This is a genomic window from Caballeronia jiangsuensis (genome assembly GCF_046030135.1).
GTDB classification, from domain to species: domain Bacteria; phylum Pseudomonadota; class Gammaproteobacteria; order Burkholderiales; family Burkholderiaceae; genus Caballeronia; species Caballeronia jiangsuensis.
In genome coordinates this window covers 164,854-190,892 of the sequence record NZ_JAQQDB010000004.1, presented here as the reverse complement: position 1 = coordinate 190,892, position 26,039 = coordinate 164,854, and the positions used below count along the sequence as shown (strand labels likewise).

24 protein-coding genes are annotated in these 26,039 nt (G+C 62.9%); 8 read left to right on the top strand and 16 right to left on the bottom strand.

What is annotated here, in order from left to right:
- Nucleotides 1–46: 46 nt before the first annotated feature.
- Entirely contained in the window at nt 47–1,027 is a 981-nt protein-coding gene (locus tag PQR08_RS06100) for an AEC family transporter (protein ID WP_371881662.1), read from the bottom strand.
- 504 nt (nt 1,028–1,531) lie between these two features.
- Between PQR08_RS06100 and PQR08_RS06095 the strand changes: the two genes are divergently transcribed.
- Nucleotides 1,532–2,101, top strand: a complete 570-nt coding sequence (locus PQR08_RS06095; RefSeq protein WP_187605376.1) for a lipocalin family protein — start codon at nt 1,532–1,534, stop codon at nt 2,099–2,101.
- Between the two features lie 4 nt (nt 2,102–2,105).
- On the opposite strand, the gene PQR08_RS06090 is transcribed toward PQR08_RS06095, so the two are convergent.
- Together PQR08_RS06090 and PQR08_RS06085 are read right to left on the bottom strand one after the other, a co-directional pair.
- Complete coding sequence (locus tag PQR08_RS06090) at nt 2,106–2,360, bottom strand: hypothetical protein (RefSeq protein ID WP_408161098.1); 255 nt, start codon at nt 2,358–2,360, stop codon at nt 2,106–2,108.
- A gap of 105 nt (nt 2,361–2,465) precedes the next feature.
- On the bottom strand, nt 2,466–3,920 hold the full coding sequence (locus tag PQR08_RS06085) for a sigma-54 interaction domain-containing protein (RefSeq protein ID WP_250485242.1): 1,455 nt from the start codon (nt 3,918–3,920) through the stop codon (nt 2,466–2,468).
- Nucleotides 3,921–4,228: 308 nt separating this feature from the next.
- Here PQR08_RS06085 and PQR08_RS06080 point away from each other — a divergent pair, with 308 nt between their 5' ends.
- Nucleotides 4,229–5,629, top strand: a complete 1,401-nt coding sequence (locus PQR08_RS06080; RefSeq protein ID WP_250485241.1) for a GntP family permease — start codon at nt 4,229–4,231, stop codon at nt 5,627–5,629.
- A 68-nt stretch (nt 5,630–5,697) separates the two neighbouring features.
- Here PQR08_RS06080 and fdhA read toward each other — a convergent pair whose 3' ends face one another.
- The gene (gene fdhA / locus PQR08_RS06075; protein ID WP_035502631.1) at nt 5,698–6,894 is read right to left on the bottom strand and encodes a formaldehyde dehydrogenase, glutathione-independent; all 1,197 of its coding nucleotides are present in this window, start codon (nt 6,892–6,894) and stop codon (nt 5,698–5,700) included.
- A gap of 237 nt (nt 6,895–7,131) precedes the next feature.
- Here fdhA and betI point away from each other — a divergent pair, with 237 nt between their 5' ends.
- From betI to betA, 3 genes are read left to right on the top strand one after another with little or no spacing between them, the layout of a single operon-like run.
- Nucleotides 7,132–7,719, top strand: coding sequence for a transcriptional regulator BetI (betI, locus tag PQR08_RS06070; protein ID WP_250485240.1), 588 nt, complete (start codon nt 7,132–7,134; stop codon nt 7,717–7,719).
- Between the two features lie 29 nt (nt 7,720–7,748).
- Nucleotides 7,749–9,218 carry a betaine-aldehyde dehydrogenase gene (gene betB / locus PQR08_RS06065; protein WP_250485239.1) on the top strand — a complete coding sequence of 490 codons (1,470 nt, stop codon included), beginning with the start codon at nt 7,749–7,751 and terminating at the stop codon, nt 9,216–9,218.
- Nucleotides 9,219–9,230: 12 nt separating this feature from the next.
- A complete protein-coding gene (gene betA / locus PQR08_RS06060) occupies nt 9,231–10,943 on the top strand; it encodes a choline dehydrogenase (protein ID WP_250485238.1) in 1,713 nt (570 codons plus the stop codon).
- A gap of 90 nt (nt 10,944–11,033) precedes the next feature.
- Here betA and PQR08_RS06055 read toward each other — a convergent pair whose 3' ends face one another.
- Genes PQR08_RS06055 through PQR08_RS06025 form a run of 7 tightly spaced genes read right to left on the bottom strand, consistent with a single transcriptional unit; the run spans nt 11,034 to nt 18,368 of the window.
- Complete coding sequence (locus tag PQR08_RS06055) at nt 11,034–11,297, bottom strand: hypothetical protein (protein WP_187605381.1); 264 nt, start codon at nt 11,295–11,297, stop codon at nt 11,034–11,036.
- Nucleotides 11,294–11,731 carry a dihydroneopterin aldolase gene (locus PQR08_RS06050; RefSeq protein WP_250485237.1) on the bottom strand — a complete coding sequence of 146 codons (438 nt, stop codon included), beginning with the start codon at nt 11,729–11,731 and terminating at the stop codon, nt 11,294–11,296. Before PQR08_RS06050 ends, PQR08_RS06055 begins: the two co-directional genes overlap by 4 nt.
- Nucleotides 11,728–12,390: a sarcosine oxidase subunit gamma gene (locus PQR08_RS06045; RefSeq protein WP_250485236.1), complete on the bottom strand. Its 663-nt coding sequence runs from the start codon at nt 12,388–12,390 to the stop codon at nt 11,728–11,730. The genes PQR08_RS06050 and PQR08_RS06045 overlap by 4 nt, the downstream gene beginning before the upstream one ends.
- Nucleotides 12,380–15,382 (bottom strand): sarcosine oxidase subunit alpha family protein, encoded by a 3,003-nt coding sequence (locus PQR08_RS06040; RefSeq protein ID WP_250485235.1) that lies wholly within the window; start codon nt 15,380–15,382, stop codon nt 12,380–12,382. The genes PQR08_RS06045 and PQR08_RS06040 overlap by 11 nt, the downstream gene beginning before the upstream one ends.
- A complete protein-coding gene (locus PQR08_RS06035) occupies nt 15,379–15,678 on the bottom strand; it encodes a sarcosine oxidase subunit delta (protein ID WP_035502661.1) in 300 nt (99 codons plus the stop codon). Before PQR08_RS06035 ends, PQR08_RS06040 begins: the two co-directional genes overlap by 4 nt.
- A 19-nt stretch (nt 15,679–15,697) precedes the next feature.
- Nucleotides 15,698–16,942, bottom strand: coding sequence for a sarcosine oxidase subunit beta family protein (locus tag PQR08_RS06030; protein WP_035502665.1), 1,245 nt, complete (start codon nt 16,940–16,942; stop codon nt 15,698–15,700).
- A gap of 31 nt (nt 16,943–16,973) precedes the next feature.
- Nucleotides 16,974–18,368: an L-serine ammonia-lyase gene (locus PQR08_RS06025; protein WP_250485234.1), complete on the bottom strand. Its 1,395-nt coding sequence runs from the start codon at nt 18,366–18,368 to the stop codon at nt 16,974–16,976.
- Between the two features lie 392 nt (nt 18,369–18,760).
- Here PQR08_RS06025 and PQR08_RS06020 point away from each other — a divergent pair, with 392 nt between their 5' ends.
- The 3 genes from PQR08_RS06020 to PQR08_RS06010 all read left to right on the top strand — a co-directional run bounded on the left by PQR08_RS06020 (nt 18,761) and on the right by PQR08_RS06010 (nt 21,117).
- Nucleotides 18,761–19,075, top strand: coding sequence for a hypothetical protein (locus PQR08_RS06020; protein WP_187605387.1), 315 nt, complete (start codon nt 18,761–18,763; stop codon nt 19,073–19,075).
- Nucleotides 19,076–19,214: 139 nt separating this feature from the next.
- On the top strand, nt 19,215–20,303 hold the full coding sequence (locus tag PQR08_RS06015; RefSeq protein WP_187605388.1) for a GlxA family transcriptional regulator: 1,089 nt from the start codon (nt 19,215–19,217) through the stop codon (nt 20,301–20,303).
- Nucleotides 20,304–20,352: 49 nt separating this feature from the next.
- The gene (locus tag PQR08_RS06010) at nt 20,353–21,117 is read left to right on the top strand and encodes a class II aldolase/adducin family protein (RefSeq protein WP_250485232.1); all 765 of its coding nucleotides are present in this window, start codon (nt 20,353–20,355) and stop codon (nt 21,115–21,117) included.
- 24 nt (nt 21,118–21,141) lie between these two features.
- Here the strand turns inward: PQR08_RS06010 and PQR08_RS06005 are convergent, their stop codons facing one another.
- The 5 genes from PQR08_RS06005 to PQR08_RS05985 all read right to left on the bottom strand — a co-directional run bounded on the left by PQR08_RS06005 (nt 21,142) and on the right by PQR08_RS05985 (nt 25,869).
- Nucleotides 21,142–22,086, bottom strand: a complete 945-nt coding sequence (locus PQR08_RS06005; RefSeq protein WP_035502685.1) for a choline ABC transporter substrate-binding protein — start codon at nt 22,084–22,086, stop codon at nt 21,142–21,144.
- 92 nt (nt 22,087–22,178) lie between these two features.
- Entirely contained in the window at nt 22,179–23,171 is a 993-nt protein-coding gene (locus PQR08_RS06000; RefSeq protein WP_035502687.1) for a GlxA family transcriptional regulator, read from the bottom strand.
- Between the two features lie 13 nt (nt 23,172–23,184).
- Nucleotides 23,185–24,087 carry a choline ABC transporter permease subunit gene (gene choW, locus PQR08_RS05995; RefSeq protein WP_035502690.1) on the bottom strand — a complete coding sequence of 301 codons (903 nt, stop codon included), beginning with the start codon at nt 24,085–24,087 and terminating at the stop codon, nt 23,185–23,187.
- On the bottom strand, nt 24,080–25,258 hold the full coding sequence (locus PQR08_RS05990) for a quaternary amine ABC transporter ATP-binding protein (protein WP_250485231.1): 1,179 nt from the start codon (nt 25,256–25,258) through the stop codon (nt 24,080–24,082). The genes choW and PQR08_RS05990 overlap by 8 nt, the downstream gene beginning before the upstream one ends.
- 458 nt (nt 25,259–25,716) lie before the next feature.
- Nucleotides 25,717–25,869 (bottom strand): hypothetical protein, encoded by a 153-nt coding sequence (locus PQR08_RS05985; RefSeq protein ID WP_167357790.1) that lies wholly within the window; start codon nt 25,867–25,869, stop codon nt 25,717–25,719.
- Nucleotides 25,870–26,039: the final 170 nt, after the last annotated feature.

Genomic DNA, 26,039 nt, shown 5'->3' with positions numbered 1-26,039 from the left:
AGGTGGTTACGCCCGGTGCACTCGCGCCGGGCGTTTTTTTGCGTGCTCAGAGCATCAGGGTCAGACAGAGCGTGACCGTGATGAGCGAGACCACGGTCGAGAAAAGAATCGCGCTCGATGTCACCCCGCCCTCGCGTCGATAAAACTCGGCGAGCATGAAGGGGCCGGTGCCGGTCGGCAGCGCGCTCAGAATCACGGCGCTCTTCGCCCACAGCGGCGGCAGGCTGAACACATGAAAAGCCAGCCACCAGGTCAGGAGTGGCTGGGCGACGAGCTTCATCGTCACGAGCGCGCTCGTCGTCCCGACGGCGCGTGCCTCGCCCTTCGCGCCAAGAAAAAGACCGAGCGCGACAAGCGCACACGGACTCGCCGCGCCGCCCAGCAACTTGAGCAACGCCTCGGCGCCTTCCGGCACATGCGCGCCCGAGCCGCTCAGCAACGCGCCCGCGACAGGCGCGATCAGCAACGGATTCTTCACCAGCGACTTCGCCACATGCCCGAGCGTCGCACCGATGTGCTTCTCGGTTTGCAATCCCAGCTCGATCAACACGATCGCGACCGCGAACATCACGCAGACGGTGATGATCGTCGCGATCACGGCCGGCGCGAGACTTTCCTTGCCGAACGCGAGCAGGCAAAGCGGCAAGCCGACGAATCCGGTATTCGGATACGCCGCGTTCAATCCGTCGATGCTCGCATCGGCGAGATGACGCGACTGCATCAGCCGCACGACGAGCGTCAGCAGAAAGATCACCGCCGCGCCGATGCCGAAGGCAGCGATGAACGCGGGCTGATCGAGCATGCTCCACGGCGTCTTCGCCATGATGTCGAAGAGCAGCGCGGGCAGCGCCAGAAATACGACGAAGCGATTCAGCTCGGACGCCGCGCCTGGTCCGAGCCTGTTCAGCTTGCGGCAGGCGTAGCCCGCGAAGATGAGACCGAACACAGGCAGGATGATCGTGACGAGCGGAGTAAGCAGCGAAGGCAGTGATGCGAATGCTTGAGGCAAGGAAACCGGCGAAGGCATGCTGCTTTGAGCGTTGGATGTGAAGAGCGAGAGAATACCCCGGACAACAAGGTGAGACGTTTCGGGAGCGTGGCGACGGTGAGCCGTTCGATGGATACGCAGCTCACTCTTCATCGGATCGTCGGGATCGCGAAGCAACTTCGTAGCTCATTCCCTCTCTCAAGTGGACGATGCAAGCCATTGTTCTTTAACGTATTCGACATTTCGCTCGTTCGCGGCCCATTGCATCGGTCGCACGGTCGGGCAGGGCTTGAAAAATCGGCGCGGCGGGCGGTCAATCGCGTGTGTGCGGTTAAGGTGAGGTGATTCGGGAGCCGGCGGAACGTTGTATCGCCGGACGGCGGATGCCGAATAAAACCCAATCAGGACAGCCACTTGCGCCTTGCGCCGGATTCAGCGCGTGCCGTCGGACGGGCCTGAAGGTGAGGAGATTCGGGAGACGCGCACAGCGGAACGAAGCTTGCTGATCGATCTGCCTTCGCACTTCTCACCCAACCGGGCAACATGAAAATCAGTAGACCTTGGGCATACGGCGCCGCGGCGCTGGCTTTGATCGGCGGCATCGTCACGCTGGCCGCGTGCGCATCGAACGGGGCGCGCAAGAGCGGCAACGACAACGTGCCAGAACCATCGAAGGCCGTCGATCTCGACCGCTATCTCGGCCACTGGCATGAGTTCGCGCGCTACGAGAATCGCTTCGAACGCAACTGCGAAGCCGTCACCGCAAACTATGCGCGACGCGAGGACGGACTCGTGTCAGTCGTCAACGCGTGCAGACAAGGCGGCGTGAACGGTTCATATCGCTCGGCGGAAGGTCGCGCGAAGATCGTCCCCGGATCGAACGGGACGAAACTGAAGGTGTCGTTCTTCGGCCCGTTCTATGTCGGCGACTACTGGATTCTCGATCACGCCGACGATTACACATGGTCCATCGTCGGCGAGCCGAGCGGGCGTTATCTTTGGATCCTGACGCGCGAGGCGAAGCCTTCCGCCGAGTTGCGCCGCACGCTGATCGAGCGCACGCGCGCGCTCGGTTACGACGTGACGATGCTGCGCGAGACGCAGCAAAGCTGACCGGCTAGCTTCCCTTGCAGGCGATGAGCAGCGCGTTCTGATTGTTCTCGGTCGATTGCCCGAGCACGTCGTAGCCGCTTGGACAGAGCGCCTTCGCGTTGTCGGTGCAGTTGCTCCAGCCGCTGTACGTGGGGCACTGGATCTGCTGCGTCGGGCGGCCATCGGTGGAAAAAAGCGGCGGCGCGCTGCTGCATCCGGCAAGCGCACACGCGCTGCCCGCGAACATGGCCGAAAGGCCGATTGCCCTGCCGATTTTCATCCCGCGTTTCATCCCGTACCCCTTTGATTCTTGGTCGTTATTTTCGATTTCGGGAGTATGCCACGCGAAGCTTTCGCGTCGATCTGGCGTGTTCGCAAAAATCCGTCAGACGGCGATCCCCAGTGCCGCGATCTTCTTGTACAACGTCGCCCGCCCGATGCCGATTTTCTCCGCCGCATCCGCGACGCGCCCGCCGCTCGCGCGCAACGCATCGGAGAGAAAGCGCCGTTCGAAATCGGTTATGGCGTCTGCATAGGACAGGCTCGGCGGATCGCCATCTTCCTGCTCCGACGGCTCCGCCTGCGCCGCGATCGCGACCCGCCCCGCATCGATGAATGCGCTCAACGCGCGGGCATCGATATGCTCGGTCTCGGAGAGCATCAGCGCTCGCTCCAGCGTGTTGCGCAACTCGCGGACATTGCCGGGCCAGGAATACGCCTCCAGCAGTTGCAGGCCATCCTTGTGCAGCACGAAATGACCGCCGTGCCCCGGCCGTGTGTCGGCGGACAGGTCTTCGAGAATCGCGTAGGCGAGCGCCTCGATATCGCCCAGCCGGTCGCGCAACGGCGGCGCCTGAATCGTGAGCACGTTCAGACGATAGAACAGGTCCGCGCGAAAGCGTCCCGCCGCAACGAGCGCGGACAGATCAGCGGACGTCGCCGCGATGATGCGCACATCCGCGCGCACGATGCGATTCGAGCCGAGCGGCTCGAACTCCTTGTCCTGCAACACGCGCAGAAGTTTTCCCTGCAAGGGCAGCGGCATGTCGCCGATTTCGTCGAGGAAGAGCGTGCCGCCATCGGCCAGTTCGAACTTGCCGACGCGGCCCTTTCGCTCCGCGCCGGTGTACGCGCCCGCCGCCGCGCCGAAGAATTCGACTTCGAGCAGCGTGTCCGGAATGGCCGCGACGTTGACCGTCACGAGCGGCTTGCCGGCGCGCGTCGATGCCCCGTGGATCGAATGCGCGAGCAGTTCCTTGCCGGTGCCGGTTTCGCCCAGCAGGAGCACCGGAGAATCGACGAGCGCCGCGCGTCGCGCCTGCCGCTTCACTTCGAGACTGACCGGACTCGTGCCGACGAAACTCGAAAACGTGTACTTCGCGCGCCGCGCCTGCGCGAGCGACTGGCGTGTCGCGATCAGTTCCTGCTGCACGCGCGAGTAGTGCGCGAAAAGCGGCGTGAGCGCCTTCATCTCGTCGAACAACGCAAAACCGATCGCGCCGATGATCACGCCCGCGTCGTCCTTGAGCGGCAGACGCGTGACGACGAGCGGCTCGCGGTCCGTTTCCAGCACGTCGAGCAGGATCGGCTTGCCTGTCGCGACGACTTCGCGCATCAGGCTGTTCGGAATCACGGTTTCGCAGTCGAGGCCGATCGCGTCGAGCGGATCGTCGAATCCGAAACGCGCGGCGTAGCGCTTGTTGATCCACACGACGCGCGCGTCCGCATCGACGATGAAAGTGCCTTCGCTCAGATTCTCGAAGGTCTTGAAAAGCGACTCCATCGCGCGGCGCATCACGTCGCTGTAGTCCAGGGGCACGTTGATCCAGTCGTTGCGCATGGCGCCCAAAGTCTCCGTTTTCTCTATATCGAGACAAATATCTCAATCAGGAGACTCGCCGGCAATCCGCATCTGTACTAGTCTTGACAAGTTGCGTGATCGCGCGTGGTGCCGAAGATGTCTCTATTTTGAGACATCTGGATGAAACGTTGCGATGGCATGCTCGTCCGATGCCCGCAGCGGCTTCGTTATAACCAGCTGGCACGAAAACTGCATTCTGCCCGCGCGGTGCGTTACCGACGCGCCCGCAGCGCTTCCAGAAGAAGCGCGCACTATGCTTCAAAGAACAAACCACTCACGGAGACTCAATGTCGTTCATCATCGTGCTCGCCGCCCTGGCGTTCCTGATGCTCGCCGCCTACCGCGGCTACAGCGTCATTCTTTTCGCCCCGATCGCGGCGCTCGCTGCCGTCCTTCTCACCGATCCAGCCGCCGTCGCGCCCGTGTTCTCCGGCATCTTCATGGAGAAGATGGTCGGCTTCGTGAAGCTCTACTTTCCGGTGTTCCTGCTCGGCGCGGTGTTCGGCAAAGTCATCGAGTTGTCGGGCTTCTCCGAGTCGATCGTCGCCGCGGCGATTCGCTATATCGGCAAGTCGCGCGTGAATGCGGTGATCGTCGCGGTGTGCGCGCTGCTCACCTATGGCGGCGTGTCGCTGTTCGTGGTCGTGTTCGCGGTGTATCCGTTCGCGGCGGAAATGTATCGCCAGAGCAATATTCCGAAGCGCCTGATGCCGGGCGCGATCGCGCTGGGCGCGTTCTCGTTCACGATGGATTCGCTGCCGGGCACGCCGCAGATCCAGAACATCATCCCGACGACGTTCTTCAAGACGACCGGCTGGGCCGCGCCGTGGCTCGGCGTGATCGGCTCGGTGTTCATCATCGTCGTGGGCCTGACGTTCCTCGAATGGCGCCGCCGCTCGGCGATGGCCAAGGGCGAAGGCTACGGCACGTCGCTCGTGAACGAGCCGGAGCGCGTGGAATCGACGTCGCTGCCGAATCCGTTGCTCGCGATCGCGCCGCTGATTCTCGTCGGCGTCGCGAATTTCGCGCTGACCAAGTGGATTCCGACATGGTACGGCGCGAGCTATACCGTGCCGCCGGAAGTGCTGCCGGGCGTGCATGCGCCGGTTACCACGGCCGTCAAAACCGTCGTGGCGATCTGGGCGGTCGAAGGCGCGTTGTTGCTGGGCATCGTGCTCGTCCTGCTGACCGCCTTCCCGCGCGTGAAGGAACGGTTCGCGGTCGGTACGCGGGCGGCCGTCGCAGGCGCGCTGCTCGCGGCGATGAACACGGCTTCGGAGTATGGCTTCGGTGGCGTGATCGCCGCTTTGCCGGGCTTCCTCGTCGTCAGCGATGCGCTCAAGAGCATCCCGAATCCGCTCGTCAATGCGGCCATTTCCGTGAGCTCGCTCGCGGGGATCACCGGCTCGGCGTCGGGCGGCATGAGTATCGCGCTCGCCGCGATGTCCGATACGTTCATCGCCGGCGCGCAGGCCGCGCATATTCCGCTGGAAGTGCTGCATCGCGTGGTGGCGATGGCCTCGGGCGGCATGGATACGTTGCCGCACAACGGCGCGGTCATCACGCTGCTCGCGGTGACGGGGCTTACGCACCGCGAGTCGTATCGCGATATTTTCGCGGTGACGGTCATCAAGACGCTGGCCGTGTTCTTTGTTATCGGCGTCTACTACATGACTGGAATCGTTTGATGGGTTCTCTTTGAGACCTGTGCAGACAAACGCCCCTGCGGCCGAAAAAACCGCAGGGGCAAACGGCATTAAGCCGCCTTCAGCAGCCCGTGCGGATCGATGACGAATTTCCGCGGCGCACCGCCATCGAACTTGCGATAACCATCCGGCGCTTCATCGAGCGACACCACCGTCACGTTGACGATATCCGCGATCGGCAGACGGTCCCACAGAATCGCCTGCATCAGATTGCGGTTGTACTTCATGACCGGCGTCTGCCCGGTATGGAACGAGTGCGACTTCGCCCAACCGAGACCGAAGCGGATGCTCAGGCTGCCCTTCCTCGCGGCGGCATCGACGGCGCCCGGATCGTCGGTCACGTAGAGACCCGGAATGCCGATCGCGCCCGCCGCCTTCGTGATTTCCATCAGCGAATTGAGCACGGTCGCGGGCGCTTCGTGGCCGCTGTCGCTGCCGTGGCCGTGCGCCTCGAAGCCCACGCAATCGACCGCGCAGTCCACTTCCGGCTTGCCGAGTATCTGCTCGATCTGCTCGCCGAGCGTCGCGTCGTTCGACAGATTGATCGTCTCGAAGCCCATCGCGCGTGCGTGCGCGAGACGCTCCTCGTTCATGTCGCCGACGATCGTGCACGCCGCGCCCAGGATGCGCGCCGACGCGGCCGCCGCCATGCCGACGGGACCCGCGCCCGCGATATACACCGTCGAGCCCGGCCCGACGCCCGCCATCACGGCGCCGTGATAACCCGTCGGAAGAATGTCGGAGAGGCAGGTGAGATCGCGAATCTTCGACATCGCCTGCGCCTTGTCGGGAAACTTCAGCAGATTGAAGTCCGCGTACGGGACCATCACGTATTCCGCCTGTCCGCCGATCCAGCCGCCCATGTCGACATAGCCGTACGCGCCGCCCGCCCGCGACGGATTCACGTTCAGGCACACGCCCGTGTGCTGCGCCTTGCAAGTCGGACAGCGGCCGCACGCGACATTGAACGGCACCGAAACGAGATCGCCGACCGATAGCGTTTCCACGTCGCGCCCGACTTCGATGACCTCGCCCGTGATCTCATGGCCGAGCACGAGACCGACCTGCGCGGTCGTGCGGCCGCGCACCATGTGCTGGTCCGAGCCGCAGATATTGGTGCTGACAACTTTCAGAATGACGCCGTGACCGATGTCGCGGCCGCGTGGATCGACCATTTTCGGATAGTCGATGGATTGCACTTCGACCTTGCCCTGCCCCAGATAAACGACGCCGCGATTGCTGCTCATTGATCGTCTCCATGTTTCGTGGACGGCACGCGCGATGAGCCCGCCGCACTTCATCGGGTCATCGCGCCCGTGCAACGAGGGTAGCGCTCTCGCACAGCCGCGACTGTCACTCAATGCGACGCGCGTTTGACTGAAACCGACATCGCGCCCCGAAAGCCTTTCGACCCGGTTTTTATTGATTGACCGTTCAAAATAAAAAAACTAGTATCGGCGCAAATCATCCACTACAGAACCGCCATGCCCAAAGTCGGAATGCGCGAAATCCGCCGCGCGCAACTCATCGACGCCACGCTGCACACCATCGATCAATCCGGCCTCGCGGGCGCGACGCTCGCTTCGGTCGCGCAGCGCGCGAGCACATCGACGGGCATCGTCAGTCACTATTTCGGCGACAAGGACGGCCTGCTCGAAGCCACGATGCGTCATGTGCTGCGCTCGCTGTGGCAGGGCACGTCACGCCGGCGCAAGGCCGCGAAGCCCGATCCGCGGTCGAAGCTGCGCGCGGTCGTCGCGGCGAATTTCGATGTCGAACAGGTGAACGGACCGGTCATGAAAACCTGGCTCGCGTTCTGGTCGGAGAGCATGCACAAGCCGGAATTGCGGCGGTTGCAACGCGTGAACACGCGGCGTCTGAACTCGAACCTGTGCGCGGATTTCGCGCGAGCGTTGACGAAGCCGGCCGCGCGCCGCGCCGCGAGCGGTCTCGCCGCGTTGATCGACGGGCTGTGGCTGCGCGGCGCGCTCGCGGGCGAGCCATTCGATACGAAGGGCGCGCTGCGACTCGCCTACGACTACATCGACCTCGTGCTGGAAGCGCGCGGCTGATCACTCACATTCAAGGAAAGGAGCGCGACATGTCCGCATTCGGAGAGCAACGGCTTTATATCGGCGGCGAATACGTCGATGCGACGAGCGGCGAAACCTTCGACACGCTCGATCCCGCAACGGGCGAAACGCTCGCGCGCGTGCAGCAGGCGTCGGAGGCGGATATCGATCGCGCGGTGCGATCGGCGCGTGAAGGCCAGCGCGAATGGGCCGCGATGACCGCGATGCAGCGCTCGCGCATCCTGCGCCGCGCGGTCGACCTGCTTCGCGCGCGCAACGACGAACTCGCCGCGATCGAAACGCGCGATACCGGCAAGCCGATCGCGGAAACGCGCGCCGTCGATATCGTGACGGGCGCGGATGTCATCGAGTATTACGCCGGGCTCGCAACGGCCATCGAAGGCGAGCAGATCCCGCTGCGGGAAACGTCGTTCGTCTATACGCGGCGCGAACCGCTCGGCGTGTGCGCGGGCATCGGCGCGTGGAACTACCCGATTCAGATCGCATGCTGGAAGTCCGCGCCCGCGCTCGCCGCGGGCAACGCGATGATCTTCAAGCCGAGTGAAGTCACGCCGTTGACCGCGCTTAAGCTCGCCGAGATCTACACCGAAGCGGGCGTGCCCGCGGGCGTCTTCAACGTCGTGCAGGGCGATGGCCGCGTCGGTGCGATGCTCGCCGAACATGCCGGCATCGAGAAGATTTCGTTCACGGGCGGCGTCGAGACAGGAAAGAAGGTGATGGCGCGCGCGGGCGGTTCGACGCTCAAGGAAGTGACGATGGAGCTAGGCGGCAAGTCGCCGCTCATCGTCTTCGACGATGCGAACCTCGAACGCGCCGCCGATATCGCGATGAGCGCGAACTTCTTCAGCTCGGGACAGGTGTGTACAAACGGCACGCGCGTGTTCGTGGAGCGCGGCGTCATCGACAGGTTCGAAGCGCTGGTTCTGGAGCGCGTGAAGCGCATTCGCATCGGCGCACCCGATGACCCCAGCACGAACTTCGGGCCGCTCGTGAGCGCGGCGCAATTGCAGAAGGTACTCGGCTTCATCGAGAGCGGCAAGCGCGAAGGCGCGCGGCTCGTCGCGGGCGGCGCGCGCATGACCGATGGCGCGTTTGCGCGCGGCCAGTATGTCGAGCCGACCGTATTCGCCGATTGCCGCGACGACATGCGCATCGTGCGCGAGGAAATCTTCGGCCCCGTGATGAGCATGCTTGCGTTCGATGACGAAGACGAAGTCATCGCGCGCGCCAACGATACGGACTACGGTCTTGCGGCGGGCGTCGTGACGGAGAACCTGTCGCGTGCGCATCGCGTGATTCATCGGCTCGAAGCGGGTATTTGCTGGATCAATACGTGGGGCGAATCGCCGGCGGAAATGCCTGTGGGCGGCTACAAGCAATCGGGCATCGGTCGCGAGAACGGCATCGTCGCGTTGCATGCCTATACGCGCATCAAGTCCGTGCAGGTCGAGCTCGGCCCCTATCAGCCCGTGTTTTAAGGAGTATCTGCGATGAGCGCGAACGAATACGACTACATCATCGTCGGCGCGGGATCGGCGGGCAACGTGCTGGCATCGCGTCTCACCGAAGACGAGGATGTGACCGTGCTGCTGCTCGAAGCGGGCGGGCCGGACTATCGCTTCGACTTCCGCACGCAAATGCCTGCGGCGCTGGCTTATCCGCTTCAGGGGCGGCGCTATAACTGGGCGTATGAAACCGAGCCCGAGCCGCATATGAACAACCGTCGCATGGAATGCGGGCGCGGCAAGGGGCTGGGCGGATCGTCGCTTATCAATGGCATGTGCTATATCCGCGGCAATGCGCTCGACTACGATAACTGGGCGTCGATGCCGGGGCTCGATGACTGGAGTTATCTCGACTGTCTGCCGTATTTCCGGAAGGCGGAGACACGCGATATCGGCCCGAATGCGTATCACGGCGGCGATGGTCCCGTGCACGTGACGACGAGCAAGCCCGGCAACAATCCGCTGTTCGCCGCGATGGTCGAGGCCGGCGTGCAGGCGGGTTATCCGCGCACCGAGGATCTGAACGGCTATCAGCAGGAAGGCTTCGGCCCGATGGATCGCACCGTGACCGCGAACGGACGGCGTGCGAGTACGGCGCGCGGATATCTGGATCGCGCGAAGCATCGCGGCAATCTCACGATCGTCACGCATGCAACGACTGACCGCGTGCTGTTCTCGGGCAAGCGTGCGATCGGCGTCGCGTATCTGCATGGCGGGCAGCGCGTCACGGCGCATGTGCGGCGCGAGGTGCTCGTGTGCAGCGGTGCGATCGCTTCGCCGCAGTTGCTGCAACGTTCGGGCGTCGGGCGAGCCGACTGGCTGAAGGAACTTGAGATTCCGGTCGTGCACGATCTGCCGGGCGTCGGTGAGAACTTACAGGATCATCTGGAGATGTACATGCAATACGAATGCAAGGAGCCTGTGTCCTTGTATCCGGCGTTGCAGTGGTGGAATCAGCCGGGGATCGGGCTCGAGTGGATGCTGAACGGTACGGGCATCGGCGCGAGCAATCAGTTCGAAGCGGGCGGCTTCATCCGCACGCGCGACGATGACCTCTGGCCGAACATCCAGTATCACTTTCTGCCGGTGGCGATCAACTACAACGGCTCGAACCCGATCACGATGCACGGGTTCCAGGCGCATGTCGGATCGATGCGCTCGCCGAGTCGCGGACACGTGAAGCTCAAGTCTCGCGATCCGAATGCGCATCCCGCCATCCTTTTCAACTATATGGCCGATCCGCTCGACTGGCGCGAATTCCGCGACGCGATTCGCATCACGCGGGAGATCATGCATCAGCCTGCGCTTGGGCGTTATCGCGGTCGCGAGCTTCATCCTTCCGACGATCTGAAAAGCGATGCGGAACTCGATGCGTTCGTGCGAGCGAAGGCGGAGACGGCTTTTCACCCTTCCTGTTCATGCAAGATGGGTTATGACGATATGGCCGTCGTCGATGGGGAAGGACGCGTGCATGGGATGGAAGGACTGCGCGTCGTCGATGCTTCGATCATGCCGCAGATCACGACGGGTAATCTCAATGCGCCGACGATCATGCTGGCGGAGAAGATCGCAGATCGGGTTCGGGGATTGCAGGCTTTGGGGCGGGTGGATACGCCGTATTTCGTGGCGGAGGGGAAACGGGCGCGGAAGGAGTCGGTGGCGCGCGTCACGCGAGAGTTCGGAGAGGTGAAGGGTTAAGAGCGCCAGGCGGTGATCAAAAAAAGGGCCGCGCAAGCGCGGCCTCGAATCGCCCTACCTCATACCCCTTCGGAATTCATCCAACGCACGTCACGCATCGAACCGCGCACGCGCCGCCGCCGCGATCTGCATCAATACTTCCACACTCAACCGCGACGCAATCACCTTCACATACTCATGATGCCGCGCTTCGAGCGGCGCATCGAGATACTGCGCGTGCAGATAGCGAATCAACGCAATACGCCGATGCTTCAGCGCAATACTCCGATCGAGCAACGCGAGCGCAGCATCCGCGTCATGCCTCTTGCACGCACGCTCGGAAAGTCGCGCGGCGGCATCGCGCGACGCATTCATCGCACTGACATGTGATGCGCGGAAGCGCTCAACCGCCACGCTTCGAAATCCGCACGCCGCCAGTCAAGCTCAAGCGCGAGCCGCTTCGTGCCTTCGCGAATCTTCGGCTTGTGCAGCACGAGCGTGAGCGCATCGAGCGCCGGCCATTCCTCGAACGAAAGCGCCGCGATCTCTACCGCGAGCGTCTCCAGCAAACGCGTATGCCCCTTCGTCTCAAGAAACGCACTCACGCGATTGCACCACGCTTCGTAATCGATCAGACCATCGTCCGATTCATGCGGCATGCCGCGATACCTCAGGCTCGCATCGATGCACACGGGCTGCGGCCCTTCATGCTCATGCTCGTACAGGCCGACGCGCGTTCGCACGATCAACTCATCGACAATCACGCGCCAGCCCTGCCCACCTGCTTCAAGCGGTTCGAACGGCTTCATGAGAGCAGCGGCTCGGCGGCGTCGAGCATCATCTTCACGAAGTAATCGGCGAAGCTGCGGCGCACGATCATCTCGAAGCGATCGCCGCCGAGCGGCACGAGCGTCAGGGATGCCTTGAAATAATGGCTCTGTGCGCACTGGCCTTCGCCGAAGACCTTCGGATGCAGATCGAGCGGACAGCCGCGCGAGAGCACTTCACGGGTCTTCGGACCATCGATGTCGAGCACCGTATAACCGCTGCCGATATCCACCGCCGCCGAGAACTGACCGACGAACGCGTCGCGCAGCTTCGCTTCGAGCGGCGCGGGACGCGATGCGTCGTGGGCCGTATCCGAATACACGAGCCATTCATCGGGGCCGAGCCACAGCATCGTGTAGCCGTTGCCGCGCGCGATGGTGTTCGCCTTCTCGGGCGGCGTGCAACCGATCACGTTCTGCACCGCCTTGACGAACGCAGGATCACGCGTGTCGCCACGCACGTTCACGAGTTCGAGGAACGGCCGCTCCGTGAGACGAAACTTTTTCGGCGAGCCGCTCTGATGCGATTTCATCAACGCATCGGCGCCGACGAGCGGAGACTCCTGCCACGTGCCGCTCAGAGCCTGTCCGCTGATTGCGCGATCGACGACCGTCGAGGAACCTTTGATCTCATTCAACATGCTGACGTGCTCCTTCGCTGTCGTAGAACACCGAACTGGTGATTTTTGCGTTGATGCGCTTGCCGTTCGCAAGCGGAATCATGACCGATTCGCCGACCTTCTCGAGACCGCCCTTCACGACGGCCAATGCAATCGAACGCTTCAAAATAGGGCTGTAATAGCTCGACGTGACGTGACCGAGCATCGGCGCGGTATCGCCCTGGAATGGACCCGCGACGATCTGCGCGCCTTCCGGAAGCACGAACGAAGGATCATCGGTCAGAAGGCCGACGAACTGCTTGCGCCCGGCCTTCGCCGTGTCCGAACGCGTCAGCGAACGCTTGCCGATGAAGTCCTTCGACTTCGCGACCAGCCCGCCCATGCCGAGGTCGTAAGGCGTCATCGAACCGTCCGTATCCTGACCGACGATGATGTAGCCCTTCTCCGCGCGCAGCACGTGCATCGTTTCCGTGCCGTACGGCGTGATGTCGAACTCCGCGCCCGCCAGCATGAGCGCTTCCCACACCGCGCGTCCGACGTTGGCCGGCACGTTCACTTCATACGCGAGCTCGCCCGAGAAGCTGATGCGCATCACGCGCGCCGCTGCGCCCGCGACCGTGCCGTCGCGATAGCTCATGAACGGGAACGATGCGTTCGCGAAGTCGATGTCGTGGCACACCTTCTGAAGAACCTTACGGCTGTTCGGGCCGACGACCGCAAAAGTTGCCCAGTGATCCGTCACCGATGCGAGACGCACGCGCATGTCGGGCCATTCGGTCTGCAGCCAGCGTTCGAGCCACGTCAAAACGCGCGCCGCGCCGCCGGTGGTCGTCGTCATCATGTAGTGCTGTTCGCCGAGGCGCACCGTCACGCCGTCGTCGAAGATCATGCCGTTCTCGTCGAGCATCAGGCCGTAGCGGCACTTGCCGACTTCGAGCTTGCTCCACGGATTCGTGTACATCCAGTTCAAGAGCTTCGCGGAATCCGGGCCCTGGATGTCGATCTTGCCGAGCGTCGATGCATCGAGAATGCCGACGCTCTGACGCACCGCGAGCGATTCACGGGCGACCGCCGCGTGCATGTCCTCGCCCGCTTTCGGGTAATACCACGGACGCTTCCAGTTGCCGACGTCCTCGAACATCGCGCCGTTCTCGACGTGCCATTCGTGAATCGCGGTCTTGCGCACCGGATCGAGAAACTCGCCGAGCTCGCGGCCCGCGAACGTGCCGAAGGTGACAGGCGTGTAGTTCGGGCGGAACGTCGTCGTGCCGGTCTCGGGAATCGTCTTGCCGAGCGCCTGCGCGAGAATCGCCATGCCGTTGATGTTGCCGAGCTTGCCCTGGTCGGTGCCGAAGCCCATCGCCGTATAGCGCTTCACGTGCTCGACGGATTCGAAGCCTTCACGCGCCGCCAGATAGATGTCCGCCGCGGACACGTCGTTCTGGAAGTCGACGAACTGCTTCGGGCCGCGCGTCGACATGTCCCGGTTGCCGACGATCCACAGCGGCATCATCGGTGCTTCGACGATCTCAGCGACCTGCACGGGATTCGGCTTCACGACGATATGACCCGCCGCACGCGCCGCTTCCGCACCGGCATCGCCGCCGAAGCGGATGCCGCGCGCCAGCGAGAACTCGCCCGCGCATGCGCCGACGCTGCTTTCCAGTTGCATCGCCTTGCCCGGAACGAAACAAGCCTTCTCGTCGTGCCAGTGCGCCTTGCCGCCCGATTGCGCGAAGAGGTGCAGCACCGGGCTCCAGCCGCCCGACATCGCGACGAGGTCGCATTGCAGATCGGTCTGCTTCGGGCCGACCTCGCCCTTCGCATACGAAGCCACTTCCACCGACGCCACGCGCAGCTTGCCGCGCGCAACGGTGATCACCGCGTTGTTCAGCACGCGCACGCCGTAGCGGCGGGCCGCTGCGGGCAAGGCGCCTTTCGATTCGGCCGGACGCGGATCGACGACGGTCACTTCTGCGCCTGCCGCCTTCAGATCGAGCGCGCATTGATAGGCGTCGTCGTTGTTCGTGAAGACGACGGCCTGACGTCCCGGCAGCACCGCATAGCGATGCAGGTACGTCGACACCGCCGATGCCAGCATCACGCCCGGCAGATCGTTGTTGCCGAAGACGATGGGACGCTCGTGCGCGCCCGTCGCGAGCACCACGCGCTTCGCGCGCACCTTCCACATCAGTTCGCGCGTGCCCTTGCGCCGCGATACGGGCAGATGATCCGTCAGGCGCTGCGTGATCGTGACGAGGTTGTGATCCTGATAGCCGAACGCCGTGCTGCGCGAAAGAATCTTCACGTCAGGCATCTTGCGCAGTTCGGCTTCGAGCTTCTGCACCCATTGCAGCGCGGGCTTGCCGTCGATCTCCGCGCGGCACGACAACAGTGAGCCGCCGAGTTCGCGCTGATCGTCGACGAGAATCACGCGCGCGCCCGACAGACCCGCCGCATGCGCCGCCGCGAGACCCGACGGGCCGCCGCCGACCACGAGCACATCGCAGTGCGCGAAGCACTTGTCGTAGCGATCGGCATCGAGATGCTTCGGCGCTTCGCCGAGGCCCGCCGCATCGCGGATCACTTCTTCGTACTTCGGCCAGAACTTGCGCGGCCACATGAACGTCTTGTAGTAGAAGCCCGCGGGAATGAAGCGCGCGATCTTCTGATTGACCGCCATGCGGTCGTTCTCGATGTTCGGCTTCGCGTTCACGCTCTCGGCGACCAGACCCTGGTACAACTCGACTTCCGTGGCGCGCGCATTCGGCACCGTGTACGCGCCGGTTTCGAGCTGCACGATTGCATTCGGTTCTTCCACGCCCGCGGTGATGATCCCGCGCGGACGGTGATATTTCCAGCTCCGCGCAACGAAGCGCTCGCCATTCGCGAGCAACGCGGACGCGAGCGTATCGCCTTCGAAGCCGTGATACGTCTTGCCGTTGAACGTGAAGGTCACGGGGATCGCGCGATTGATGCGCCCGCCCATGCCGAGTCGGTCTTTCTGGCTCATTTCGACGTGCCTCCGTTGTCTTGCATCACAGCCAGCGGACGGTCGAACGTCTCGTAGCCCTGGATTTCATAACTCACCGTATCGCGCTGCGCCTTGAACCAGCGCCGGCAGCCCTGCGCATGCATCCATTGCTCGCGATGCACGCCGCGCGGATTCTTGCGCATGAAGAGGTAGTCGCCCCATTCCTTGTCGGTGAGCTTTTCCGTGTCGAGCGGACGCGCGATATCCGCTTCGCCGCCGCAGGAGAATTCGGTTTCGGCGCGCGGCCCGCACCAGGGGCATTCGATCAGCAACATGTTTCTTTCCTCGATGCGGTTAGTGAGCCACGGCAGCCGCGCCGTGTTCGTCGATGAGATGGCCGGTATAGAAGCGATCCAGCGAGAACGGCGCGTTCAACGCATGCGGCTCGTCCTTCGCGATCGTGTGCGCATAGGCCCAGCCAGAGCCCGGCGTCGCCTTGAAGCCGCCCGTGCCCCAGCCGCAGTTGAAGTAGAGTCCCTTCACGTCGGTCTTGGAGATGATCGGGCATGCATCCGGCGAGACATCGACGATGCCGCCCCACTGGCGATTCATGCGCACGCGCGAGAACACCGGGAACATCTCGACGATCGCTTCCAGCGTGCCTTCGATGATGTGGAAGCTGCCGCGCTGTCCGTAACCCGCGTACTGGTCGACGCCCGCGCCGATCACGAGATCGCCCTTGTCGGACTGGCTGATGTACGCGTGCACCGCGTTCGACATGATCACCGTGTTCACGACCGGCTTGATCGGCTCGGAAACGAGCGCCTGAAGCGGATGACTCTCAATCGGCAGACGCACGCCGGCCATGTCGGCGAGCGTCGTCGTGCTGCCGGCCGTGACGACCGCGACCTTCTTCGCCTTGATGAAGCCCTTCGTGGTATCGACGCCCGTCACCTGGCTTCCATCGCGGCGAATGCCGACGACCTGGCAGTTCTGAATGATGTCGACGCCCGCGCGGTCCGCGCCGCGCGCGAAGCCCCAGGCCACCGCATCGTGACGCGCGACGCCGCCGCGACGCTGAATCGACGCGCCCAGCACCGGATAGCGGCTGTTGAGGTTGATCGTCGGCTCGATTTCCTTGATCTGCTGCGGCGTGAGGAACTCGGCATCGACGCCATTGAGACGGTTCGCGTTCACGCGGCGTTCCGTATCGCGCACGTCCTGCAGCGTGTGCGCGAGGTTCATCACGCCGCGCTGCGAGAACATCACGTTGTAGTTGAGGTCTTGCGAGAGGCCTTCCCACAGCTTCATCGCTTTCTCGTACAGCGCGGCCGATTCGTCCCACAGATAGTTCGAGCGCACGATGGTCGTGTTGCGCGCGGTATTGCCGCCGCCGATCCATCCCTTCTCGAGAATCGCGACATTCGTGATGCCGTGCTCTTTCGCGAGGTAATACGCGGTCGCGAGACCATGACCGCCGCCGCCGACGATCACCACGTCGTACTCGCGCTTCGGCTCGGGACTTCGCCACTGGCGCTCCCAGTTCTCGTGATACGACATGCCGTTGCGCAAGAGGCTGAAGATGGAATAGCGGCTCATGGTGTTTCTCTTCCTTCGTGGGGTCCTGAATTCAGCATTCGATGACGTTGACGGCGAGGCCACCGCGCGACGTCTCCTTGTATTTCGTCTTCATGTCGGCGCCGGTTTCGCGCATCGTCTTGATGACCGAATCGAGCGACACGTAGTGCGTGCCGTCGCCTTTCATCGCCATGCGCGCGGCGTTGATCGCCTTGATCGCGCCCATCGCGTTGCGCTCGATGCACGGAATCTGCACCAGGCCACCGACGGGATCGCAGGTCATGCCGAGGTTATGTTCCATGCCGATTTCCGCGGCGTTTTCCACTTGCGCGGGCGTGCCGTTCATCACGGCGGCGAGTGCGGCCGCGGCCATCGAGCACGCGACGCCGACTTCGCCCTGACAGCCGACTTCCGCGCCGGAGATCGAAGCCGTTTCCTTGTAGATGATGCCGATGGCGGCCGCGGTGAGCAGGAAGCGCACGATGCCTTCGTCGTTCGAGGCGTGCATGAACTTCACGTAGTAGTGCAGCACGGCGGGAATCACGCCGGCCGCGCCATTGGTCGGCGCGGTGACGACGCGGCCGCCCGCCGCGTTTTCTTCGTTGACGGCCATCGCGTAGAGATTGACCCAGTCGAGCATCGACAACGGATCGCGCAGGGACTCTTCCGAACGCGAACGCAGCGAAGCGGAGAGATCGGCTGCGCGGCGCTTCACATGCATCGGGCCGGGCAATTCGCCGCGCTCCTTGCAGCCGCGCTCGACGCACGCGGCCATCACGCGCCACACGGCGAGCAGACCTTCGCGCACTTCGGCTTCGGTGCGATTCGCGCATTCGTTCTGCATCGTCACTTCGGCGATAGACAGACCTGTCTCCCGGCAGACGCGCATCAGATCGTCGCCGGTGCGAAACGGATGCGGCACCGGGTTGGCCGCCCGCAGACCGTTCACGCGATCGCCTTCGCGATTCACGACGAAGCCGCCGCCGACCGAGTAATACTCTTTCTCGACGAGCAACTGGCCGTTCTCGTCGAACGCCTGAAAGCGCATGCCGTTCGGATGCACGATGCTCGACCCCGGCGCGCCCGGCATCAGCTTGCGATAGAAACCGATGTGCTCGCGTTCCTCGAACACGACTTCATGCTTGCCGAGCAGCTTCAGGCGCTTCGTCGCGCGGATGTCGGCGAGGCGCGGCGCGATCATGTCGGGATCGATCAGGTCGGGCAGATTGCCTTCGAGACCGAGCAGCACGGCCTTGTCGGTGCCGTGGCCCTTGCCGGTCGCACCGAGCGAGCCGAACAGCTCGGCGCGCACGCGGGTGACGAAGGCGAGCAGATTGGCGTCCTCGATATGCGACGCGAAACGGCACGCCGCGATCATCGGCCCGACGGTATGCGAGCTTGACGGTCCGATGCCGATCTTGAACAGATCGAAGACGCTGACATTCATGGGTGTGTCCCTGGTTGGCGTTGCGCACGAGCGCGACCGTGGTTTCGGTATGGCGCTCATTGCACCAAACCCTGAAGAGACCCGATAGAACAAAAGCGCCATCGAAATGGGACCGCGGCGTCAGGGCTCGATTCGCCGTGCGCCGGGCGATGTTTTCGTGAAGATTTCCAGCGCGTTCGCTGCTTCGCGACACCTATCAATGCCGGTTCCGCTAACAGAGCATTTCGCGTCCGGCGCGTTTTTGCGCATCTTCGTTGCACTTTCCGCCTTTTTGAGACTGATCCGAATCGTCGCGCGGACGCTCATCGGTATATTCCCCAAGTTCCCGGATGAGCCGCGCCAGGCGGCTTCACTCCACGTTCCGCCTTCTCTCGCTTCTCTGGTTTGCATCGATGGAAACTCACGCCTTACCCGATCAGTTCTTCAAATCCTGGGCTTTCGCATTCGTCGTCGGCGTGGCCGTCGTCGGCACGCTCGAAGCACTCGATCTCCTTACCGCCGATCGCTTGCTCGCGCGTGAGGCGCCCGTCTGGGCCGCGCTGACGCTGCTCTGCTCGATCGATCCCGTGCTGCGCTACTTCGGCGTGTTGCAGGCCGAAGTCGAGCAGCGCTGGGGCGATTACGCGGTCGCGAGCGTGCTCGGCCGCTCGACCGGCGCGCTCGTCGGCTGCATCTTTGCGTGGGGGTTCGCCGTGCTCGGCGGCTGAAGCGCCTCTCGCTTTTCTCCGTTCGCAATCGCGCGGCCGCCGTCTCACGACGCCGGCCGCGTTCTCTTTCTGACACGCGCCCGAGGCTCGCGGGCGAGTGTTATGCTCGCTGGATAACGTCCAGCCGCATGTCTCCCGCATGAATGCCGCAGAGCCTCTCCCGCCGTCTTCCGTCGACGGTCAATCGAAATCGCGTATCCGCTTCGGCATCATCCTGTTGCCGAACTTCACGCTGACCGCGTTCGCCGGTTTCGTCGATCTGTTGCGCCTGTCCGCCGACGAAGGCGATTTCAGCCGTCCGGTGCGCTGCTCATGGAGCGTGATCGGCGAAACGCTCGCGCCGGTGCGCGCAAGCTGCGGCATTCAGATCACGCCGTGGGAAACCTACGACCAGGCCGAGCCGTTCGATTACGTCGTGGTGGTCGGCGGCCTGCTGCATTCCGGCCCCGCCACCAGCGACGCGACGCTGCAGTTCATCCGCCGCGCGGCCTCGGCGAACGCGACGATGGTCGGCATGTGCACGGGCGTGTTTTCGCTGATGCGCGCGGGCGTGCTCGAAGGGCATCGCATCTGCGTGAGCTGGTTTCACTACTGGGACTTCATCGAGCGATTCCCGCACGCCGACGAGAAATCGCTCGTCGCGGACCGCCTGTTCGTGATCGACAGAAGGCGCATCACGTGTTCGGGCGGGCGTGCATCGATCGATGTCGCCGCCGCCATTCTTCTGCGTCACTTCGAAACGGCGACGGTGCAAAAGGCCCTGCGCATCCTGCTCGTCGATGACATGCAGAAGGGCAATGCGCCGCAGCCGCATCCGCCGGGCCTCGCGCCCGCGACGCATCCGAAGGTGAAACGTGCGATCCTGCTGATGGAGCAGCACGTCGGGCGCTCGCTCACGCTCGATGAACTCGCGCACAAGCTGGATCTGTCGACGCGGCAACTCGAACGCCTCTTCAAGGCGGAGACGGGTAAAGCGCCGCAGGCGTACGCGAAGCAGGTGCGGCTGCGCACGGCGGCGTGGCTTCTGACGAGCTCGGACAAGACGGTGGCGGATATCGCATCGAGCTGCGGCTTCTCCGATGCATCGCATCTCGGCCGCGAGTTCCGCAAGCAATTCGGCCTGCCGCCGATGATGTATCGCGAGCAGGGCGGCGCGCCGGATGCGCAGGAAGCCGCTCAGGCAATGGACTACGACGAGACTTTCCCGGGCCGCGCCCAGGCGATCTAGCAGGATCTGTTCACGTTTTCCGCGGCTCATCAATCCAAGGAGGAACGGCATGGAGACTCACGGATATTCGCAGGAAGAATGGAAGGTGCGTTGCGAACTGGCGGCGCTTTATCGCGTGATCGGGCACTTCCGCTGGACCGACATGATCTTCACGCACATCAGCGCGCGCGTGCCGGGACCGGATCATCACTTCCTGATCAACCGCTATGGCGTGCTGTTCGACGAGATGCGCGCATCGGATCTGGTGCGCATCGACAGCGAGGGACGTCCGGTCGAAGCGGGCGCAAGCGATGATCCCGGGCGCTATCGCGTGAATCCGGCGGGCTTCACGATTCATTCCGCCGTTCATATGGCGCGTCCCGATGTGTTTTGCGTCGTGCATACGCATACGGCGGCGGGCGCGGCGGTGTCGGCGCAGAAGCAGGGCCTGCTGCCGATCAGTCAGCACGCGTTGAAGTACTACGGGCACATCGCGTATCACGATTACGAAGGGATCGCGCTGGATCTCGCGGAGCGGGATCGGCTCGTCAACGATCTCGGATCGCATAACGCGATGATCCTGAAAAATCACGGCTTGCTGACCTGCGGGAAGTCGATTCCGGAGGCGTTTCAGGAGATGTATTTCCTTGAAAGAGCCTGCGAGATTCAGATTCGCGCGCTGGCGGGCAACGCGGAACTGAATCTGCCGTCGCAGAAGGTTTGCGAGGTGACGGCGGAGCAATATCGGCGGGACGAGTCCGACGGGATCATGGCGCTGCAATGGGAAGCGGCGTTGAGGATGATCGAAGGCGCGAAGCCCGATTACCGGAGCTGACGCGCCCTCTTCGTATCACCGCGTTCAGTTGCCGGCCACATAAGCCTTCACCGCCGGCAACCCGTCCTTCCCGTCGAACGTCTTCACGCCCGCAAGCCATTTGTCCAGCACCGCCGGGTTCGCCTTGAGCCACTCGCGCGCCGCCTTGTTGGCATCGGTCTTGTTCATGATCGGCAGCATCACGTGGTTCTCGATGTCCGTCGTGAACTGCAGGTTCGACACGAGCTTCGCGACATTCGGGCAACGCGTGTCGTAGTCCGTCGGCGTGACGGTCAGCACCTTCGCTTCGCCGTAGTTGGGACCGAACACATCGTCGCCGCCGGCGAGATAGTCGATCTTCATCTGCACGTTCATCGGATGCGGCTCCCAGCCGAGGAACACGATCGGCTTCTTGTCGCGAACCGCGCGATTCACCTCGACGAGCATGCCCGCCTCGCTCGACTCCACGAGCTTGAACTTGCCGAGCCCGTACATGTTGTTGTCGATCATCTTCTTGATGAGCGCGTTGCCATCGTTGCCGGGTTCGATGCCGTAGATCTTGCCATCCAGCTTGTCGTAGTTCTTCGCGATGTCGTTGAAGTTCTTGATGCCCGCCTGATACGCGTAGTCAGGCACCGCGAGCGTGTACTTCGCGCCCGTGAGATTCGGCGTCGGCAGCACTTTGACTTGATTAGCTTTCCTGAATGAATCGATCATCGGGTCCATCGTCGGCGACCAGTAGCCGAGGAACACGTCGATCTGCTTGCTCTTCACGCCCGCGAACGTGATCGGCACGGAAGCGATCGTTTTCGTCGGGTTATAGCCCAGTCCCTGAAGAACGGTCGATGCAAGTCCGGTCGTCGCGGCGATATCCGTCCATCCGACATCGGCGAAGCGCACGTTCCTGCACGCAGCGGGCTCGGCGGCATTCGCGGCATAGGCACCCGACAGCATCGCTGCAATCATCGACGCGATCCACAAGCGTTTCATGTATCTCTCTCCCAGTTTTTTGAAGGCATGGCGCGGCCCGCGCGCGCGACTCGAAAGCCCGCACGGACCGAAGAAAACAGACCAGAAAGACCTCAGGCCGACAAGCGGCGCTCCACGCTCGGTGCGTGTCCGAACTGCGCGCGATACGCCTTGCTGAAGTGACAAGGCGAATGGAATCCGCAGATGCTCGTCACACGCGCGATCGATGCATCCGTATTGCGCAACAGTTCGCGGGCGCGGCGCAAACGCAGCGTCAGGTAGTAATGCGTCGGCGATACGTTGAGGAACATCTTGAACATGCGCTGCAGATGCCGTTGCGACAGATGCACGAGACGCGCGAGCTCTTCGAGCGACAGCGGCTCTTCGATGTTCGCCTCCATCAGCCGCACCACTTCGACAAGCTCGGCACGCGAAAAACCGACGCGCGCATCGACGGGAATGTGCTGATAGTCCGTCGATCCGCGTATGCGCTCGACGATGAACTGCTCCGACACCTGCGCCGCGTGCGCCTGCCCGAGCCGCATGCCGACGAGATTGAGCATCAGATCGAGCGGCGCGGTGCCGCCCGTGCACGTCAGGCGATCGCGATCGATCACGAAGAGCTCGTCCGCGAATCGCACATGCGGGAAGCGCTTGTTGACCGGCGACATGTCTTCCCAGTGCAGCGTGCAGCGATAACCGTCGAGCAGCTTCGCCGCGAGCAGCGCATACGGCCCGGTGCAGATGCCGCCGAGCGGAATGCCCGCTTCATGCGCGCGCCGCAGCAGTTCGATCACCTTGTCGTCGACATAATCGGCGACATGCCAGCCCGCGCACACGATCAGCACGTCCGGCATGCCCGCCTCGTCGAGCGTCACTGTCGGCTTCACGGTGATGCCGTTGCTCGCGCGCGCCGGCTCGCCCTCCGGCGTGATGATCGACCATCGATAGTGCTGCTCACGGCCCACGTAATTGGCCATGCGCAGCACCTCGACCGCGCTCGTGAACGCGATCATCGAGAAGTTCGGCAGTGTGAGAAAGCCGAAGTGCGCGAGATTGGACAACGGTGAATCGGTAACCGCTGGGACGATCGCGTCGCGCTTCATGGGTCGGACCTTGTCAGCTTTGTTGCGTCGCCGGTTCGCGGCGCACTTTCATCACGCTCTTCAGACCGGAGAACAGCGGGGCGCGCGCCATGCCGGGCGAACGTCCGAAGCTCTCGGTGATGCGGTCGAGAATGATCGCCAGCAACACCACCGACAAGCCGCTCTCGAAGCCGAGGCCGATATCCAGACGCTGAATCGATGCGAGCACGTCGTTGCCCAGTCCGCCCGCGCCGACCATCGACGCGATGATGACCATCGACAACGCCATCATGATCGTCTGGTTCACGCCGGTCATGATCGAAGGCAGCGCGTTCGGAATCTGCACCTTGTAGAGCAATTGCCACGGCGTGCAGCCGAACGCTTGACCCGCTTCCACGATCTCGCGATTCACCTGCTTGATGCCGAGCGCGGTAAGACGCACAGCCGGCGGCATCGCGAAAATGACGGTGGCCAGAATGCCGGGCACGCGTCCGAGGCCGAACAGCATCGCGGCCGGAATCAGATAGACGAAGGCGGGCATCGTCTGCATCAGATCGAGGACCGGACGCACGCCCATTTCGACGTACTTGCTCTTCGAGGTCCAGATGCCGAGCGGAATGCCGAGCAACAGGCTGATGAACGTCGACGACAACGTGAGGCCCAGCGTGATGACCATCTGGTCCCAGAAGTTCGTCGCGTAGATGAGCAGTAGCGACGCCAGCACGAATGCGGCGAATCGCCAGCCGACGCGCCACAAGCCGATGCCGACGAAGATCGCCATCAACAGCCACATCGGAATGGCCTGCAGGCCGTGCTCGATCGCGGCAGCGAACGTTTCGATGACCTTGCCGATGGAGTCGAAGGTCTTCGCGTCGTGATCGAGGAGATAGTGGACGCCGTGGTCCACCCAAGTGCCAAGCGGAATGATTTCAGACATGGGAACCTCGATGGTGCGTAAGAACCTTCAGGACATTGGCCTTGTTGATCGAGCCGCAATACGAACCGTCTGCTTCGACGACCGGCAGCGGCGCCGGACTGGCGACCACGCGATTCACGACGTCATCGAGCGCCATGCTGCGCTGGACGCATTCGATGGGATTGACCTGCGACGCGGCATTGCCATTTGCATCGCGTCCGACGAAGCCGCGGATACGGCGCTGCGCATCCAGCACGAACGCGTAGTCGGCGCTGCCGTTGAGCGTCGCCGCGACGCTCGACGCGTCGATCTGCGGCGCGTGCTTCATGAGCGGCACGGCGTCCGTCTGCATCAGGTCGCCTGCCGTCAGATAGCGGCTCGTGTCGATGCCTTCGAAGAACGCTTCCACGTAATCGTCGGCCGGATTGGTGATGATTTCCTGCGGCGTGCCGATCTGCACCACGCGGCCGCCTTCCATGATCGCGATGCGTGTGCCGATGCGCATCGCCTCTTCCAGATCGTGCGACACGAAAAGAATCGTGCGGCGCTGCTCGCGTTGCAGATCGAGCAGCACGTTCTGCATTTCCTTGCGCTTGAGCGGATCGAGTGCGGAGAACGCCTCGTCCATGATCATCAACGATGGATTCACGGCCAGCGCGCGCGCGAGACCCACACGCTGCTGCATGCCGCCCGAGAGTTGCGCGGGCAACTTCTGCGCGAACGGCGCCAGGCCGACCTGTTCGAGCACGGTCATCGCGCGCGCCTCGCGCTCCTTCTTGCTGACGCCCGCGACCTCGAGGCCGAACGCGGCGTTCGAAATAACGGTGCGCTGCGGCATCAGCGCGAAGGACTGGAACACCATGCTCATGTCCTTGCGTCGCAGGGACGTGAGTTCCGAGCGCGGCACGGAGGCCACGTCGCGGCCGTCGATCAGCACCTTGCCGGCTGTCGGTTCGACCAGCCGGTTGATGAGCCGGATCAGCGTGGATTTCCCCGAGCCGGACAGGCCCATGAGCACGAAAATCTCGCCTTCCTTGACGTCGAAGGAGACGTTATGGACGCCGACGATCTGTCCGGTGCGCTTGAAGACTTCTTCCTTCGTCGCGCCTCCGGCCAGCATGTCCAGCGCCTGTTTGGGACTATTGCCGAATACTTTGCATAGTCCTTCGACTACGACCTTGGGGGAATTCATCGAATATCTCCTGGCGTGGGCGGACGCTCGTCCGCGCTGTGCATACATAGTTGCCAGAAAAAAGTCACATCAGCCGACTATTTGCGACAACCACATGTGGAAATACGACACCGGAATAAGGACGAAAGTGCCAATCCAGAAGCGGAGCCTTGCTGGACAAGGGTTTGCGGGGAATGAAGTGAACGATCTTGCGATTTTCGACGTGTCGCGCAAATACAAGTCGCGAGGTCATTTTGCGATGCAGGCGGCTTGCGATGCAGCCGTCGGCAAGACGAAAGGAAAGAGAAACTGGCGTCGCGCGCGAATCGCGGGAGCGGGATGCGTCCGGCAAGAAAGCCGAAGCTGTATGAAAACTGCTAGAAAAACTACAACAACAGGAGAAACTGGCGGGCGGGTCGTACGGCGTGTGCCGTCGTGTATTGCTTGTGTTCTGTTTCCCGCGCCGCCTCAGCTACGCATTACAGACGGATGCCGAAAGCGGTGCCGCGTGCCTTGCGTTGACGCTCGGATTCACGGAAACGTGCTTGATACGAGTAGTCTTTGTCCATCGGCAGGTGAGCCGATTCGAACATCGAAGCGAATTTTTGCAGCAGGGCGAAGAGGTAGCTCATGACTGACTCCGGTTAGTGATAGAGGGTTTTCCCTTAGAGAGAATTATAGGGTTACCCCTAAGCAATTTCTAGTGCAATGCAACATTTCTTGGAAGAAAACTGGTAGTTTTTCTACCAAATTGCCGATTTGGGCTATTCGAAAAAGAGGGACGGGCCGGAAAAGGCCGTGT

Excerpts from the sequence above, each read along its gene's own strand:
- PQR08_RS06100 (WP_371881662.1), bottom strand. The coding sequence starts at position 1,027 with ATGCCTTCGCCGGTTTCCTTGCCTCAAGCATTCGCATCACTGCCTTCG.
- PQR08_RS06095 (WP_187605376.1), top strand. The coding sequence starts at position 1,532 with ATGAAAATCAGTAGACCTTGGGCATACGGCGCCGCGGCGCTGGCTTTG.
- PQR08_RS06090 (WP_408161098.1), bottom strand. The coding sequence starts at position 2,360 with ATGAAAATCGGCAGGGCAATCGGCCTTTCGGCCATGTTCGCGGGCAGC.
- PQR08_RS06085 (WP_250485242.1), bottom strand. The coding sequence starts at position 3,920 with ATGCGCAACGACTGGATCAACGTGCCCCTGGACTACAGCGACGTGATG.
- PQR08_RS06080 (WP_250485241.1), top strand. The coding sequence starts at position 4,229 with ATGTCGTTCATCATCGTGCTCGCCGCCCTGGCGTTCCTGATGCTCGCC.
- fdhA (WP_035502631.1), bottom strand. The coding sequence starts at position 6,894 with ATGAGCAGCAATCGCGGCGTCGTTTATCTGGGGCAGGGCAAGGTCGAA.
- betI (WP_250485240.1), top strand. The coding sequence starts at position 7,132 with ATGCCCAAAGTCGGAATGCGCGAAATCCGCCGCGCGCAACTCATCGAC.
- betB (WP_250485239.1), top strand. The coding sequence starts at position 7,749 with ATGTCCGCATTCGGAGAGCAACGGCTTTATATCGGCGGCGAATACGTC.
- betA (WP_250485238.1), top strand. The coding sequence starts at position 9,231 with ATGAGCGCGAACGAATACGACTACATCATCGTCGGCGCGGGATCGGCG.
- PQR08_RS06055 (WP_187605381.1), bottom strand. The coding sequence starts at position 11,297 with ATGAATGCGTCGCGCGATGCCGCCGCGCGACTTTCCGAGCGTGCGTGC.
- PQR08_RS06050 (WP_250485237.1), bottom strand. The coding sequence starts at position 11,731 with ATGAAGCCGTTCGAACCGCTTGAAGCAGGTGGGCAGGGCTGGCGCGTG.
- PQR08_RS06045 (WP_250485236.1), bottom strand. The coding sequence starts at position 12,390 with ATGTTGAATGAGATCAAAGGTTCCTCGACGGTCGTCGATCGCGCAATC.
- PQR08_RS06040 (WP_250485235.1), bottom strand. The coding sequence starts at position 15,382 with ATGAGCCAGAAAGACCGACTCGGCATGGGCGGGCGCATCAATCGCGCG.
- PQR08_RS06035 (WP_035502661.1), bottom strand. The coding sequence starts at position 15,678 with ATGTTGCTGATCGAATGCCCCTGGTGCGGGCCGCGCGCCGAAACCGAA.
- PQR08_RS06030 (WP_035502665.1), bottom strand. The coding sequence starts at position 16,942 with ATGAGCCGCTATTCCATCTTCAGCCTCTTGCGCAACGGCATGTCGTAT.
- PQR08_RS06025 (WP_250485234.1), bottom strand. The coding sequence starts at position 18,368 with ATGAATGTCAGCGTCTTCGATCTGTTCAAGATCGGCATCGGACCGTCA.
- PQR08_RS06020 (WP_187605387.1), top strand. The coding sequence starts at position 18,761 with ATGGAAACTCACGCCTTACCCGATCAGTTCTTCAAATCCTGGGCTTTC.
- PQR08_RS06015 (WP_187605388.1), top strand. The coding sequence starts at position 19,215 with ATGAATGCCGCAGAGCCTCTCCCGCCGTCTTCCGTCGACGGTCAATCG.
- PQR08_RS06010 (WP_250485232.1), top strand. The coding sequence starts at position 20,353 with ATGGAGACTCACGGATATTCGCAGGAAGAATGGAAGGTGCGTTGCGAA.
- PQR08_RS06005 (WP_035502685.1), bottom strand. The coding sequence starts at position 22,086 with ATGAAACGCTTGTGGATCGCGTCGATGATTGCAGCGATGCTGTCGGGT.
- PQR08_RS06000 (WP_035502687.1), bottom strand. The coding sequence starts at position 23,171 with ATGAAGCGCGACGCGATCGTCCCAGCGGTTACCGATTCACCGTTGTCC.
- choW (WP_035502690.1), bottom strand. The coding sequence starts at position 24,087 with ATGTCTGAAATCATTCCGCTTGGCACTTGGGTGGACCACGGCGTCCAC.
- PQR08_RS05990 (WP_250485231.1), bottom strand. The coding sequence starts at position 25,258 with ATGAATTCCCCCAAGGTCGTAGTCGAAGGACTATGCAAAGTATTCGGC.
- PQR08_RS05985 (WP_167357790.1), bottom strand. The coding sequence starts at position 25,869 with ATGAGCTACCTCTTCGCCCTGCTGCAAAAATTCGCTTCGATGTTCGAA.